The organism is Pannonibacter sp. CBAS1226, from assembly GCF_055685825.1.
The window spans coordinates 37,781-51,608 of sequence record NZ_JBVOUO010000015.1; the positions used below are offsets into that span (position 1 = coordinate 37,781).

Here is a 13,828-nt window from a genome sequence, read left to right on the forward strand (position 1 = left end):
GCTACTGCATGAACAGATCGTATTTGAGGGGAGAGCCTGAAGTCCGGTCGTTCTGGCACGGCGCCTCCGCCCCCCTCCCCCTCGTGGGGAGGGGTTAGGGGTGGGGGGAAGGACTTTCCGGCTGGCAGAGTATTCATTGATTTCATACAGCTGCATCCTCCGATGCCTCTTCAGGTATCTAACTGTCTTCCATATCGTTTTCGGCTCAGAGCCCCCCACCCCCCACCCCCCCACCCCTCACCCCTCCCCACGAGGGGGAGGGGGGCGGAGAGGCCCTGCCACAGATCAGATGCGTCACTGCGGGCAGTGTCCGAACCTGATGTGTGAATCCAGTAGCCCCCACGAGAGGGGCCGAGGCGCTGTGCCTTCACGGCGCGATGATCGGCTGGGCCTTCAGAAGCGGTTCCTGCGGGGTGGTGCCGGAGAAGAGGCTGCCGTGTTCGAACCAGGAGCGGGGGGCGGGGGCGCCCCAGAGGGTCTGGCGCTGCGGGTCCTTCAGGTCCCACTTGATCGGCTCCAGATCCGGATCAACCGTCTGATAGTCGGAACAGTAGATCTCGATGCGGTGCCCGTCCGGGTCGAGGATATAGAGGAAGAAGGCATTGGAAATGCCGTGGCGGCCGGGTCCGCGCTCGATGTTGGACACCCAGCCGGTGGTGGACATGAGGTCGAGAAGATCGATGATGTTGAGCGGCGTCGGCACCCAGAAGGCGGTGTGGTGCAGGCGCGGGCCGCGGCCATTGGTGAAGGCCATGTCATGCACGCCGCCCTTGCGGTGCGTCCAGGCGGCCCAGAGCCGGCCCGTCTCCTCGTCTTCGGTATATTCCGTCACCCGGAAACCCAGCTCGTTGTAAAAGGCGACGGAGGCGTCCACATCGGGCGAGAAGCAGTTGAAATGGTCGATGCGCAGCGGCTTCACGCCCCGGTAGAGCGCATATTTCTGGTGGATCGGCGGCAGCCGGTCCATGCGGGCGTAGAATTCCAGCGGCGTGCCGAAGGGATCGCGCGTGCGGAAGGTGCGGGACTGGTAGGGCCGCTCCACCCATTCCACCGGCAGGCCCTTGCCCTTGAAGAACTGTGCCGCCCGGTCAAGGTCCTCCTCCGAAAACACCTTGAAACCCAGATCCCGGGCCGAGGCTTCGTCCGACTGGCGCAGCACGATGCAATGGTGGCCGCGCTCTTCCATGGCGCGCAGGTAGATGCAGCCCGCGTCCTCATCGGTGACCTGAAGCCCCAGCGTGTCCACGTAAAAGGCGCGGGAGCGGGCAAGATCCGTGACGGCGAATTCCACGTGGCTGAGGCGCACGATGTTGAACGGCGGATAAAGGTTGGGTGCGGGAACGGGCATGACGGGTCTCCTCCCGGTCTTGCGGATATCTGGCGTAAACGGCGGCGGCGGGCGGCTCAGCCGCCCAGCTTCGGGATGGCGTGGGCGCCGGTGGCAAAGGCGATGTTCTTGGTTTCCATGTAGAAATCAAAGGACCAATCGCCGCCGTCGCGTCCGATGCCGGAGCTTTTCACCCCGCCGAAGGGGGTGGGCAGGTGGCGGATGTTCTCCGAATTCACCCAGATCATCCCCGCTTCCAGCGCCTCAGTGAACCGGAAGGCGCGGGTCACGTCCGAGGTCCACAGATAGCCGGTGAGGCCATAGGCGACGTCATTGGCCAGCGCCAGCGCCTCCGCCTCGTCCTTGAAGGGAATGGCCGTCAGCACGGGGCCGAAGATTTCCTCCTGCGCAATACGCATGGAATTGGCGGCATGGGTGAAGAGCGTCGGCGCCACATAACAGCCGCCGCCGGGGCCTTCCGCCTTCTCTCCCCCTGCGGCAAGGGTTGCGCCCTCCGCCTTGCCGGTGGCGATATAGTCCAGCACCTTTTTCTCGTGCACCGGATGGATCAGCGGGCCGATGACGGTGGCCGGGTCCAGCGGATGGCCGACCTTGATGCGTTTCGCCTTTTCCGCAAGGCGGGCGGTGAATGCGTCGTGGATCGAGGCTTCCACCAGCAGGCGGGAGGAGGAGGTGCAGCGCTCGCCGTTGAGCGAATAGATCATGAAGACCGCCGCATCGGCGGCCCGCTCCAGATCCGCATCGGCAAAGACGATCACCGGGTTCTTGCCGCCCAGCTCGAAATGCACCCGCTTCAGCGTCGCCGCGCCCTGCTGCATGATCATCGAGCCGGTGCGGCTTTCGCCGACAAAGCCGATGGCCTTGATCAGCGGATGCTCGGTCAGCGCCCGCCCGGCATCTTCGCCAAAGCCGTTGACGAGGTTCCACACACCGGCAGGAAGGCCCGCCTCCTCGGCGATTTCCACCAGCAGCCGGGCGGTCAGCGGCGAGAGTTCGGCCGGCTTGTGCACCACGGTGCAGCCCGCCGCCAGCGCCGGGGCGATCTTCCAGGTGGAGAGCATGAAGGGCGTGTTCCAGGGCGTGATCACCCCCACCGGGCCAATCGGCACGCGGGTGGTGATGTTGACCTGACCGGGCGCCTGCAGGGCCTTGCCGTCGCGCGCTTCCGGGGCGCGGGCGGCAAAGAAGCGGAAATTCTCCGCCCCGCGCAGCGCCGCCTTGGCCATGAACTTCAGCGACTGGCCGGTGTCCATGCATTCCACCAGCGCGATTTCCTCCGCCCGCGCCTCGATGGCAGCGGCAATGCGATTGAGAATATCCCGCCGCGCCTCGCCCGAGAGGGCGGCCCAGGCCGGGAACGCCGCCTTGGCGGCCTTCGCGGCCCGGTCGATATCCGCCGCCTTGCCATGGGCGACGCGGGCCAGCACCTTGAGATCCACCGGCGAGATGGTCTCGAACTGCGTGCCGTCCAAAGCATCCATATCCTCGCCGCCGATGCGGTTCTTCACGCCCGCTTCAAAGCGCGCCAGAAAGGCGCTGGCCCGGGCGATGTTGTCTTCCAGTGAGGGCATTGTCACTCTCCGGTTCCGGTCTGCATCTGGCGGATGCGGGGGTGGATGGCATTGCGCTTCCAGCTGAGGGGTGCGCTGATCTCGCGGATTTCCAGCGACAGCATGAAATGCGGGCTGGCGAACTGCGGCGCCAGAAAGGCGCAGGCCGCAGCGAAGATGGCCTCTCCGGCGCGCTGCCGGTCCTCAAGGCTGCGGCCCTCGCCCATGCGCAGGGACATGTCGATGAAGCCGTTCTGAGCCAGCCGGTCGGCCACCACATGCACATCGCAGCGGAACCCGCGCACACGCACGGCCCCCAGTTCGAACAGCCCTGTCTCCAGAAGCGCGCCGGAGAGGCAGCCCGCAAAGGCAGGCATATCCACCCCGGCCTCCAGATTGGCCGAATAGTCAAAAGACAAATGCGGCATGGTCTCCTCCCGGCCGGCTTGATACTTAACACGTTAAATGATTTTGCGTGCCTGTCAACAGGGCAGTGTTTGCAGCGGGTGCAGGGAGCAGGATTGGGCCCTCGTCTTGCCGCAGCGCCCCTCTCCGCCCTTGAGGCTACTGCATGCACACATCGGGTTTGAACGCCGCCCGCAATGAAGCATCTGACCTGTGGCAGAACGCTTCCGCTCCCCTCCCCCTCGTGGGGAGGGGTAAGGGGTGGGGGGCTCTGAGTCTGCAAGGATTTGAAAAATTGACCTTTTCTGATGAGGCATCAGGAGGAGCAGCTGCCCATAATCAATAAATACCCTGCCAGACGGAAAGGCCTTTCCCCCCACCCCTAACCCCTCCCCACGAGGGGGAGGGGGGCTGAAACGCTGTGCCCAGCCACACAGATTGCAGTCTTTCTCCAATCCGTCTCCTGCCTCAGGCACGATGTCTGCATGCAATAGCCTCACGAGGCGGAGGGGAGCTGCAACGCTGTGCCGGTGCAACTCGGCTGCCGGTTTGCAAAAGGCGGTTTTCTGCCGCATAGAGAGGGCATGAAGCCTGCTGATCCTGCCCCGTCCGACCCTGATCAGGACGCGCTGCTGCCGCGTGACACCCGCCGCTCGCTGCCCATCGCCCTGCTGCGGGCGCGCGAGGCGCTGATGGCGCATTTCCGGCCCATGCTGGCAGCGCATGACCTGACCGAGCAGCAATGGCGGGTGATCCGCGTTCTGGGCGAGCGCGGCACGCTGGATGCCTCCGAAGTGGCGGACCGGGCCTTCATCCTGGCCCCGTCGCTGACGCGCATCATCCGCACGCTGGAAGAGCGCGGCCTGATCCTCAGGGAGCGCGGCGAGGCCGACGGCCGCCGCGTGATGCTGAGCCTCACGCAGGAGGGCCTGCGGATCATCGATGAAGTGGCCCCGGAAAGCCGCCAGATCTACGCCAGCCTCGAAGCCCGCTTCGGCGCCGCCTGGATCGCCGACCTGCTCGACCGGCTGGAACGGCTGTCGGAGTTCAATGACGGGAGCGGGGAGGCCTGAGGGCTGCAGTGGCAGCCGTTGTGTCCACGGCACCGCCTTTCAGCCCCATCCCCCTGGTGGGGTTATTGGGTTCACACATCAGCTTCCTGCACAGCCCACAATGAAGCATCTGATCTGTGGCAGAGCCTCTCCGCCCCCCTCCCCCTGGTGGGGAGGGGTAAGGGGTGGGGGGCTCTGGGCCGAGAACGATATGAGAGACAGACAGATACCTGAAAACACATCAGGAGGCGCTGCCGCCCATAATCATTGAACACTTTGCCAGACGGTAAGGCCTTTCCCCCCACCCCTCACCCCTCCCCACGAGGGGGAGGGGGGCTGAGACACCGTGCCGGAATGATCAGATTTCAGGTTCTCCACCCCTCACATGTCCTTCACCAGCCTGAGCGCGTCATAGATGGCGGCGTGGGTGTTGCGGGAGGCGACGGCGTCGCCGATGCGGAAGAGCTGGAAGGTGCCTTGCGGATTTCGCGTGATGTCCTGCGGCTGACCCGCGATCAGCGCCTCGTGCGACATCTCGCCAAGATTGGACGACAGCGGCTTCAGCTCGAAATAGAGATCGGCGAGTGGCAGGGTGCCGTGGTTGATGACGACCTGATCCACCGTCCGCGTCTCGCTGGCCCCGCCGTAATCGCTGCCCAGATGGGCGGTGAGCAGGTTGCCCTGCCGCTCCACCGCCAGCAGCCGCCAGGTGACGGTGAAGCGCGTGCCGAGCGTCTGCAGGCTGCGCATGTAGGGCACCAGGTTCATGGCCATCACCTCCGGCGCAAAGCTGCGGTCCGGGGTCATGATCTCGACGCTGGCGCCGCTCCGTGCGATGAGTTCCGCCGCCTGCAATCCGGTATGGTCGCCTGCATCGTCATAGACCAGCACCTGCCGTCCGGGCTTCGCATCGCCGGAGAGAATGTCCCAGGCGGAGACCACCAGATCATTGCCTGTGCTCAGCACCTCCGTATCTGGCAGGCCGCCGGTGGCGATGATCACCACATCGGCGGCCTCCGCCAGAACATCGGCGCTCTCCGCCCAGGTGTTGAAGCGGAAGGAGACGCCGAGCCGCTCGCATTCGGCCATGCGCCAATCGATGATCGACAGCATCTCCCGCCGCCGTTCGCTCTGCGCCGTCAGGCGGATCTGGCCGCCGGGCCGGGCGGCGGCCTCGAACACGGTCACCTCATGGCCGCGCTCACCGGCCACCCGCGCGGCTTCCAGCCCGGCGGGGCCTGCGCCCACGATCACCACCTTGCGGCGGCGGGCGGCGGGGGCGATGTCATGCGGCATCGTCTCCTCGCGCCCGGTGGCGGCGTTGTGGATGCAGAAGGCAAGGCCGCCCTGATAGATCCGGTCGAGGCAATAGTTGGCGCCGGTGCAGGGGCGGATGCGCTCTTCCTGCCCGGCGATGATCTTGCGCACCAGATGCGGGTCGGCCATGTGGGCGCGGGTCATGCCGACGAGGTCCACCTTGCCGCTGGCCACCGCATGGCGGGCGGTGGCGACATCGGGAATGCGCGCCGCATGGAAGGTCGGCAGCTTTGTTTCCGCCCGGATGCTGCCGGCAAAATCCAGATGCGGGGCACTGGCCATGCCCTGAATGGGGATCACGTCCGTCAGGCCCGCATCCGTATCGATATGGCCGCGCACCACATTGAGGAAGTCCACAAGGCCGCTGTCCTTCAGGCGGCGGGAGATTTCCAGCCCGTCCTCCGGTGTCAGCCCGCCGTCGAGCCGCTCATCGCCCGTGTAGCGGATGCCGACGATGAAATCCGGCCCGGTGCGCTTGCGGATTTCGCGCAGCACGTCGAAGGCAAAGCGCAGCCGGTTGTCGAGGGAGCCGCCATAGGGGCCGTCCAGCGTGTTGGTCAGCGGCGACCAGAACTGATCCATCAGATGGCCATAGGCTTCCAGCTCGATGCCATCCATGCCGCCGGCCTGCATGCGCTCGGCCGCATCGCCATAGTCCTTGATGATCCGCTCGATGTCCCAGTCTTCCAGCTGCTTGGGGAAGGCCCGGTGCGCGGCCTCCCGCGCATGGGAGGGGGAGACGACGGGCAGCCAGTCGCCCTTGTCCCAGCGGGTGCGGCGGCCCAGGTGGGTGAGCTGGATCATGATGGCCGCGCCCTGCTCATGCACCGCGTCGGTCAGCTCCCTTGTCCATTTCACCACCTCGTCCTTCCAGGCGAGGATGTTGTTGAACACCGGCGGGCTGTCGCGCGATACGGCGGCGGAACCTGCGGTCATCGTCAGGGCCACCCCGGCCTTCGCCCGCTCCACGTGATAGGCCCGGTAACGGGTCTTGGGCATGCCGTCTTCCGGATAGGCCGGCTCATGCGAGGTGATGATGATCCGGTTGCGCAAGGTGAGATGCTTGAGCTGGAACGGCTGAAGAAGCGGGTCACTGGACATGGGTCTTGTGCCTCTCTGGAAGGGCGGTTTTCTTCAGCAAAGTGGAAATGTTCACTGGTGTCAAGTTTCAGTGCATGAGTGTCGTTTTCTTTGACGGGCCTGCGCCATCTGCTAGATTTGCGGGATGAAACAGGACACTGACATCACGGGCGAAACCGGCTGGCGCGGCTCTGCGGACCTGTGGCTGGATGCGGCGCTTGAGGCGCTGCTGGACGCGGGCGTGGAGGCGGTGAAGATCCAGCCTCTGGCAAAGAAGCTCAATCTGTCGCGCACCAGTTTCTACTGGTTCTTCAAGGACCGGGAGGCGCTTCTGGCTGCGCTGGTGGCGCGCTGGCGGGAGAAGAACACCGGCGCCATCCTCCGCCAGACGGGCGCCTATGCAGAGACGCTGGCCGAGGCGATGCTGAATGTCATCGACTGCTGGCTCGACCCGGCGCTGTTCGATTCACGGCTGGAATTTGCGCTGCGCAGCTGGGCGCTGCAATCGCCCGAGATCCTGCGGGAGGTGCAGGAGGCCGACCGCCTGCGGCTGGAGGCGCTGACGGGCCTCTTCACCCGCTTCGGCATCAGCGGCGCAGAAGCGGACGTGCGCGCCCGCACGGTCTATCTCACCCAGACCGGCTACATCTCCATGCAGACCCGCGAAGACCTCGCCACCCGCATGCACCGCATCCCCGCCTATGTCACCATCTTCACCGGCCAGACCCCGACCTCGCGCGAACTGGCAAGGTTTCACGCAAGGCATGGCGTTTCAGTCCCCCTCCCCTCAAGAGGGGAGAAGAAATGAGAGGCTTCAGCCGGAAGAAACACCGCCCCCTCAGGCGGCATGGGAGGCAGTTCACCTGCCGGTCAGTCGAAGCGGGAGAGGAAGTTTGAAACGGCCGTCAGGCACGGCATTTTTTCTTCGACATGCGGCATGTGGCTGGAGTTTTCGAAGATGATCCACTCGCAGTTTCTGATGTTGCGGGCATAAGGCTGGACGACAAGCGGCGTGGCCTCGTCATGCCTGCCGGACAGAAGCAGGGTGGGGGCTTCGACAAGGTGCAGGCGGTCCTCGATCGTCCAGTCTTTCATCGTGCCGATGACGTGGAACTCGGTCGGGCCATTCATGTTGCGGTAGACGGTGTTGTCCTCGTCCATGATGGCGAAGGTGCGGGCAACTTCGGGTGGCCAGGGAGAGACGCGGCAGACATGACGGTCGTAGAACACGCGGGCCGCCCGGATATAGTCCGGATCGGTGATCGTGCCGGCCTTCTCGTGCCGTTCCAGGGTGTCCTGCACCTCCTGCGGCAGATCCTTGCGCAGCCGGTTCGCTTCTGCGGTCCAGGTGTGCATGCTGGCAGGTGAATTGGCGATGACGAGTGCCTTCAGCCCCTTTGGCTGGCGCACGGCATGCTCGGCCCCAAGCATGCCGCCCCATGACTGGCCGAGAAAGGCATAGCGGCTGCTGATCCCGAGGTGGTCCAGCAGGGCATCAAGCTCTTCCAGAAACAGATCAGGCGTCCAGAAGTCCGGGCCCTTGTCCGGCAGGCGTGTCGAGTTGCCATTGCCCAGCTGGTCGTAGTGAATGACCGCCCGCCCGTCGATTGCCGTGATCTCCTTGAAGCTGTCAACATAATCATGGGTACAGCCCGGTCCGCCATGGGCGACGACGAGCGGCAGCCTGCCGTTGCCGAGCGGTCCGGTGATGCGGTACCAGGTCTGGTACTCACGAAAGGGCAGGAACGCTTCCCTGGACGCCATTGCAGTCACGTGCTTCTCCATCCTGTGCCGGGTGATGGACAAGCATAGCCTTGGCAAAAAGGCTGCGGCAGCTATTACAAGTTATAGGATGGGCGGTCTTCGAGAAGCCGGTAATGGGTGGCGCGCACCACCGCCTGCGTCCGGTTCCTGGCGCCAAGCTTGCGGGCGGCGGCGTTCAGATGCATGACGACAGTCGGGACCGAGCGGTCGATGATGCGCGAAATCTCCTTGGCGGAATATCCCTCGGCCGAATACCGCAGGCATTCCCGCTCGCGTTCCGTCAGCCGCACCTTGCCGGAGCGGAAAGTCTCGGCCTCGAAGCGGTCTGAGGCGGCTTCATGGAAAACGTGGGCGAGCAGGTTGAAGTCGGCGATGTGACGCAGGGCATGGCGCTCGAAGGCCTTGCTGCTGCGGAAGTGAATGCCGGTGACGGTGGCATAGTCCCCGCGCGGCATGTGCACAGGCACGGTGACGCCAGCGGACATGTCCCGTTCATGGAGGTAGCGGGCGACGGGCGCCGTGTCCTCGGTCAGGAAGCGGCGGATCACCGTGTCCGCATCTGCGCTGTAGTTCCAGAGGAAGGGTGCGGAGGTGCGCAAGGCCACCTGCTGGACGGGATCTATGCTGAAATACCCTCTTTCAAACCAGTACTCGTGCATGTCATCTGAGATGTTTCGCAGCTTGAGCAACGAGGGAAACATGATCTTTCCGTCGAGATCATACGGAACAGGCGTGTAATCATAGATCAAGGCTTCAAATCCGATGGCCTGCATGGCCTCGAAAATCTGATCTATACGGCCGTCCAGAGTGTCCTGAGCGGAAAACTTGCTTCTGATCGCACCAATCTCGTCAATCATTGCTGGCTCCAGGCTCGCGCCGTTGTGACCCTATCACTTCTTATAGCTGGTTCCGGCTGGCGTTTCGGGTAAAAATTTAGCCGTGCTCAAATGTTGAGCAAGCAAAATCTTTGCCGGAGTTGCGAATGTGGCGTGAGATGGAGCCAGATGCCCGGCTTATGGTCGAGGTCGATGGCCACAAGGTTGCGGTTTACAGCTTCGGGGAAGGGGCCGAGACGGTTTTTTGTCTCAACGGCGGGCCGGGCCTGCCTTGTGACTATCTGCGCGAAGCCCATTCGTGCCTGTCGGGCAGGGGATACCGTGTGGTTGCCTTTGACCAGCTCGGGACCGGAGCGTCCAGCCGCCCGTCCGATCCGGCGCTGTGGACGATCGGCCGCTATGTCGAGGAGACGGAGACGGTACGCAAGGCGCTCGGGCTCGGCAAGGTGCACTTGCTGGGTCATTCCTGGGGCGGCTGGCTGGCCATTGACTATGCGCTGGCGTATCCGGAAAACCTGCAGACGCTGATCCTGGCCGATACGGTTGCGGACATGCCGCATCTGATCAGCGAACTGGAGCGGTTGCGCGCAGCCCTGGGGCCCGAGACCGTCGCAATGATGCAGAAGCATGAGGCGCAGGGCACGTTTGACCATCCGGAATATCTGGCTGCCATCACCATCCTGAATTACCGCCATGTCTGCCGGCTGCCGGAATGGCCCGCACCGGTGAAGCGCTCGCTGGATGACTGGAACATGGGCCCTTACGGCACGATGCAGGGGCCGAATGAATTTCTCTATACGGGCAATCTGAAGACCTGGAACCGCATTCCGGATCTGCCCGGCCTGCCGGTTCCGGCCTTGGTCATCTGCGGGGAGCATGACGAACTGACACCGGCCTGCGCCTTGCGGATGAAGCTTGCCTTGCCCGATGCCGAACTCAAGGTGATCGCCAATGCGAGCCACATGCCCTTTTACGAGAATCCGGCGGACTACTATCCGGTGCTTCTCGATTTTCTCGAACGGAACAGGATGAGCTGATGCACAGGCGGGGCGCAGACAGCATCATGCGGGGGAGGCGGCAAGACCGGCATGCATCGCTATAGGTTCGTTCTCTTCCGGCCATTGCAGTTCCTGCCGGTCCTTTTCGGCATCAGCATCATCACCTTTGTGCTGGTGCGGCTGATCCCGGGTGATCCGGCACGGGTGCTCCTGGGAACCAGGGCCACGCCGGCGGCCATCGCCAATATCCGTGCCCAGTACGGGCTCGATGAACCGCTCTGGCTGCAGTATCTCTATTTTCTGAAGAACCTGGCCAATGGCGAGATGGGCAAGTCGATCCTGTACAAGATCGATGTTCTGAAACTCATCGCCACACGGATCGAGCCAACGCTGGCTCTGGTTGTGTTCAGCGTCATCCTGTCACTTCTCATCGCGGTGCCCATGGCAGCGGTGGCCGCGCGCAATGCGGGCAGGGCGCCGGATCATATTGTCCGCATCGCCTCGACCTTTGGCATCGGCTTTCCGTCTTTCTGGCTCGGCCTGATGCTGATGATCCTGTTCAGCGTCAAGCTCGACCTGCTGCCGGTCTCCGGTTACGGCACAACGGCGGGCGAGAAGCTGGCGCATCTGATCCTGCCGGGCCTCACCATTGCCCTGTCCCTCTCCGCTGTTCTGATGCGTTCTCTCAGGGCAGCGATGATCGAGGCCTTGAAATCGGATCTGGCGACGGCGGCACGGGCCCGCGGCATGCCGGAACATATCGTCTTCTGGCGCCATGCCGTGCCCAATGCGGTGGTTCCGGCGATCAACCTGCTGGCCGTCAACACCGGCTGGCTGATCGGCGGCACGGTCGTGGTCGAAAGTGTCTTTGCCCTGCCGGGCATGGGACAACTGCTCGTGCGCGCCATTTTCTCGCGTGACTACATGGTTGTTCAGGGCGTTGCCATGGTCTTTGCCTGCGCAACCGTGCTCGTCAATTTTCTCGCAGACATTGCCACGGTTGCGGCCGATCCGAGGGTGAAGCTATGAAGTCCGCCGCCCTTCTCCACTCGGCTGCCCGCTGGCGTGTTTTCCTGCGCAGACGCACGATGTTTGCTGCCGGTATCTCGATCCTTCTCATGTTCGTCCTGCTGGCCGTCCTGGCGCCGCTGATTGCGCCCTATGACCCGATCCTGCAGGACGGGAGCGCCCGGTTGCAGCCACCCTCCCTGCTGCATCCGCTCGGCACCGACAACTTCGGCCGAGATATCCTGTCCAGGATCATCTGGGGCGCAAGGATCGACCTGCAGATTGCCCTGATCGGGGTGTTCTTTCCGTTCGTGCTGGGCACGGTGGCCGGGACGGTTGCCGGCTTCTTTGGCGGTATCGTTGATGCGGTGTTCATGCGGATCATCGACATCATCCTGGCATTTCCCTTCCTGGTGCTGATGCTGTCGATCATCGCCATTCTGGGGCCGGGCCTGCTCAGCTTCTACATCGCCATGGCCCTGGTGGGATGGGTGTCCTATGCCCGCCTGATCCGGGCGCAGATACTGGTTCTCAAGAACAGCGATTACGCCGTTGCGGCCGTCAGCCTCGGGTTCGGACGGATGCGCATCATGTTCCGCCATCTGCTGCCCAATGCGATTGCCGGTTCCATCGTCTTTTCCATGTCCGATGCGGTTCTTGTGCTGCTGAGCGGCGCTGCGGTCAGTTATCTCGGCCTCGGCGTCCAGCCTCCCGCTGCCGAATGGGGTGTCATGGTGGCCGAGGGCCAGAGCTTCATCACGACGGCCTGGTGGATCACGCTTTTTCCCGGCCTTTCCATCGTCCTGCTCGCCTTTGGTTTCAGCATTCTGGGGGATGCGCTTGGCGAAATGCTGGGAGTGCATGAATGACCGCTCCGGCCTCTCCCTCCCCGCTTCTGTCTGTCCGCGGCCTGACCGTTACGGCGCATGACGGCGGTGCGCCGCGCCGGCTGCTCGACGATGTGTCCCTGGATCTTGCCGAGGGCGAGATCCTCGGGCTGGTCGGTGAAAGCGGCTCCGGCAAGAGCCTGTTCTGCCGCTCTCTCATCCGGCTGCTTCCCTCCTCGAGGCTGAAGATGGAGGCCGGTTCCATCCTGCTCGACGGGCGTGACCTTGCGGGTCTCAATGATGCGGACATGCGTGAAGTGCGCGGCCGCGGCATCGGCATGATCTTCCAGGACCCTTCAAGCCATCTCGATCCGGTGATGACGATCGGTGCCCAGATCTGCGAGGGCATCCGGTATCATCAGGGGCTGGGCAGCAGGCAGGCGCGCGAGGCTGCGATGGCCATTCTGGCGCAGACGGGATTTCCCGATCCGCTGCGCCAGTATAACAGCTATCCGCATGAGTTCTCCGGCGGCATGCGGCAACGGGCGATGATCGGTGTGGCATTGTCCTGCAAGCCGCGAATTCTGATCGCCGATGAACCGACCACGGCACTGGATGTGACGATCCAGGCCCAGATCCTGCAGCTTCTGATGGACCTGCGCGCCAGCCACGGCCTGTCGATCATCCTCATCACGCACGATCTGGGCATCGTGGCACAAACCTGCGACCGGATCGCCGTCATGCGCGGTGGCCGGCTGCTGGAGCAGGGGGCCAAGACGCAGGTCCTGTCCAGCCCGCAGGATCCCTATACGGTCCAGCTGATCCGCAGCCATCCTTCGCTGCCGGATGCGGCCCGGCCGGTGCAACCTGCGGCGCGGCAAGCCGGCACGGCGGTCAGGCCGCTTCTGGAAATCGATGATCTGCATGTGCGGTTTCCGGTTGGGGGGAGCTTGTTCAGGGGCGATCTTCTCAAGACAGTCAGCGCTGTCTCGGGCGTCAGCCTGCGGGTCATGCCGGGCGAAACGGTGGGCATCGTCGGCGAGTCCGGCAGCGGCAAGAGCACCCTTGCCCGCTCCATCCTCGGCCTGGCTCCGGTGTCTTCCGGGCACGTCAGCTTTGATGGCACAGACCTTGCCCAGCAAAGAGTTGCCGCGCTTGCAAAGCTGCGGCGCGAGGCGGCGATGGTCTTCCAGGATCCGTTCAATGCCCTCAATCCCCGGCTGACGATCGGTCAGACCCTGGCCGAGGTGCTGTCCGTGCAGGGCAAGGTTCCGAAAGCCGGGATCCCCGCGCGGGTGGATGAGTTGCTCGGCCTTGCGGGACTTGACCGGGAATTTGCCAACCGCAAGCCGCGCTCGATGAGCGGCGGCCAATGCCAGCGGGCAGGGATTGCGCGGGCGCTTGCCGTGGATCCGCGCCTGATCATCGCCGATGAATGCGTGGCCGCCCTCGACGTGACCATTCAGGCGCAGATCATCGAGCTCTTCCGCGAGCTGACGGCCCGGATGAACCTGACGCTGCTGTTCATTGCCCATGATCTGGCGATTGTCCGCAACCTCTGCGCCCGCACGGTCGTCATGTACCGGGGACAGGTGGTCGAAGACGGGCCGTCGGAGCAGGTGTTCTCACGGCCGCAGCACCCT

At 63.9% G+C, this 13,828-nt stretch carries 12 protein-coding genes; 6 read left to right on the forward strand and 6 right to left on the reverse strand.

From position 1 onward, the window contains the following. Window positions 1–367: 367 nt before the first annotated feature. The 3 genes from hpaD to AC0CMF_RS23735 are packed head-to-tail and all read right to left on the reverse strand — an operon-like array spanning window position 368 to window position 3,326. On the reverse strand, window positions 368–1,348 hold the full coding sequence (gene hpaD, locus AC0CMF_RS23725; RefSeq protein WP_123195904.1) for a 3,4-dihydroxyphenylacetate 2,3-dioxygenase: 981 nt from the start codon (window positions 1,346–1,348) through the stop codon (window positions 368–370). A gap of 56 nt (window positions 1,349–1,404) precedes the next feature. Continuing rightward, entirely contained in the window at window positions 1,405–2,919 is a 1,515-nt protein-coding gene (gene hpaE, locus AC0CMF_RS23730) for a 5-carboxymethyl-2-hydroxymuconate semialdehyde dehydrogenase (RefSeq protein WP_374630149.1), read from the reverse strand. A gap of 2 nt (window positions 2,920–2,921) precedes the next feature. Continuing rightward, window positions 2,922–3,326, reverse strand: a complete 405-nt coding sequence (locus AC0CMF_RS23735; RefSeq protein ID WP_374630150.1) for a 5-carboxymethyl-2-hydroxymuconate Delta-isomerase — start codon at window positions 3,324–3,326, stop codon at window positions 2,922–2,924. A gap of 561 nt (window positions 3,327–3,887) precedes the next feature. Here AC0CMF_RS23735 and hpaR point away from each other — a divergent pair. Then, window positions 3,888–4,376 carry a homoprotocatechuate degradation operon regulator HpaR gene (hpaR, locus tag AC0CMF_RS23740; RefSeq protein ID WP_374630151.1) on the forward strand — a complete coding sequence of 163 codons (489 nt, stop codon included), beginning with the start codon at window positions 3,888–3,890 and terminating at the stop codon, window positions 4,374–4,376. A 360-nt stretch (window positions 4,377–4,736) separates the two neighbouring features. Here hpaR and AC0CMF_RS23745 read toward each other — a convergent pair whose 3' ends face one another. After that, window positions 4,737–6,773, reverse strand: a complete 2,037-nt coding sequence (locus tag AC0CMF_RS23745; RefSeq protein WP_472482490.1) for an oxidoreductase — start codon at window positions 6,771–6,773, stop codon at window positions 4,737–4,739. A 124-nt stretch (window positions 6,774–6,897) separates the two neighbouring features. Here AC0CMF_RS23745 and AC0CMF_RS23750 point away from each other — a divergent pair, with 124 nt between their 5' ends. Next, window positions 6,898–7,560, forward strand: a complete 663-nt coding sequence (locus AC0CMF_RS23750) for a TetR/AcrR family transcriptional regulator (RefSeq protein ID WP_472482491.1) — start codon at window positions 6,898–6,900, stop codon at window positions 7,558–7,560. Between the two features lie 62 nt (window positions 7,561–7,622). Here AC0CMF_RS23750 and AC0CMF_RS23755 read toward each other — a convergent pair whose 3' ends face one another. Continuing rightward, a complete protein-coding gene (locus tag AC0CMF_RS23755; protein WP_050473754.1) occupies window positions 7,623–8,537 on the reverse strand; it encodes a proline iminopeptidase-family hydrolase in 915 nt (304 codons plus the stop codon). 53 nt (window positions 8,538–8,590) lie between these two features. Then, window positions 8,591–9,373: a LuxR family transcriptional regulator gene (locus tag AC0CMF_RS23760; RefSeq protein WP_050473755.1), complete on the reverse strand. Its 783-nt coding sequence runs from the start codon at window positions 9,371–9,373 to the stop codon at window positions 8,591–8,593. A 125-nt stretch (window positions 9,374–9,498) separates the two neighbouring features. Here AC0CMF_RS23760 and AC0CMF_RS23765 point away from each other — a divergent pair, with 125 nt between their 5' ends. From AC0CMF_RS23765 to AC0CMF_RS23780, 4 genes are all read left to right on the forward strand, one after another. Continuing rightward, complete coding sequence (locus AC0CMF_RS23765; protein WP_058900971.1) at window positions 9,499–10,389, forward strand: proline iminopeptidase-family hydrolase; 891 nt, start codon at window positions 9,499–9,501, stop codon at window positions 10,387–10,389. A 51-nt stretch (window positions 10,390–10,440) separates the two neighbouring features. After that, window positions 10,441–11,379 carry an ABC transporter permease gene (locus tag AC0CMF_RS23770; protein WP_472482492.1) on the forward strand — a complete coding sequence of 313 codons (939 nt, stop codon included), beginning with the start codon at window positions 10,441–10,443 and terminating at the stop codon, window positions 11,377–11,379. Further along, on the forward strand, window positions 11,376–12,227 hold the full coding sequence (locus tag AC0CMF_RS23775) for an ABC transporter permease (RefSeq protein WP_058900973.1): 852 nt from the start codon (window positions 11,376–11,378) through the stop codon (window positions 12,225–12,227). Before AC0CMF_RS23770 ends, AC0CMF_RS23775 begins: the two co-directional genes overlap by 4 nt. Beyond that, window positions 12,224–13,828, forward strand: a 1,605-nt coding sequence (locus tag AC0CMF_RS23780; protein ID WP_472482493.1) for a dipeptide ABC transporter ATP-binding protein, incomplete at its 3' end; no start/stop codon positions are given. The genes AC0CMF_RS23775 and AC0CMF_RS23780, both read left to right, overlap by 4 nt.

Coding starts and splice junctions, on each gene's coding strand:
- AC0CMF_RS23735 (WP_374630150.1), bottom strand. CDS start 3,326: ATGCCGCATTTGTCTTTTGACTATTCGGCCAATCTGGAGGCCGGGGTG.
- AC0CMF_RS23755 (WP_050473754.1), bottom strand. CDS start 8,537: ATGGAGAAGCACGTGACTGCAATGGCGTCCAGGGAAGCGTTCCTGCCC.
- hpaR (WP_374630151.1), top strand. CDS start 3,888: ATGAAGCCTGCTGATCCTGCCCCGTCCGACCCTGATCAGGACGCGCTG.
- hpaD (WP_123195904.1), bottom strand. CDS start 1,348: ATGCCCGTTCCCGCACCCAACCTTTATCCGCCGTTCAACATCGTGCGC.
- AC0CMF_RS23760 (WP_050473755.1), bottom strand. CDS start 9,373: ATGATTGACGAGATTGGTGCGATCAGAAGCAAGTTTTCCGCTCAGGAC.
- AC0CMF_RS23765 (WP_058900971.1), top strand. CDS start 9,499: ATGTGGCGTGAGATGGAGCCAGATGCCCGGCTTATGGTCGAGGTCGAT.
- AC0CMF_RS23750 (WP_472482491.1), top strand. CDS start 6,898: ATGAAACAGGACACTGACATCACGGGCGAAACCGGCTGGCGCGGCTCT.
- AC0CMF_RS23770 (WP_472482492.1), top strand. CDS start 10,441: ATGCATCGCTATAGGTTCGTTCTCTTCCGGCCATTGCAGTTCCTGCCG.
- hpaE (WP_374630149.1), bottom strand. CDS start 2,919: ATGCCCTCACTGGAAGACAACATCGCCCGGGCCAGCGCCTTTCTGGCG.
- AC0CMF_RS23745 (WP_472482490.1), bottom strand. CDS start 6,773: ATGTCCAGTGACCCGCTTCTTCAGCCGTTCCAGCTCAAGCATCTCACC.
- AC0CMF_RS23775 (WP_058900973.1), top strand. CDS start 11,376: ATGAAGTCCGCCGCCCTTCTCCACTCGGCTGCCCGCTGGCGTGTTTTC.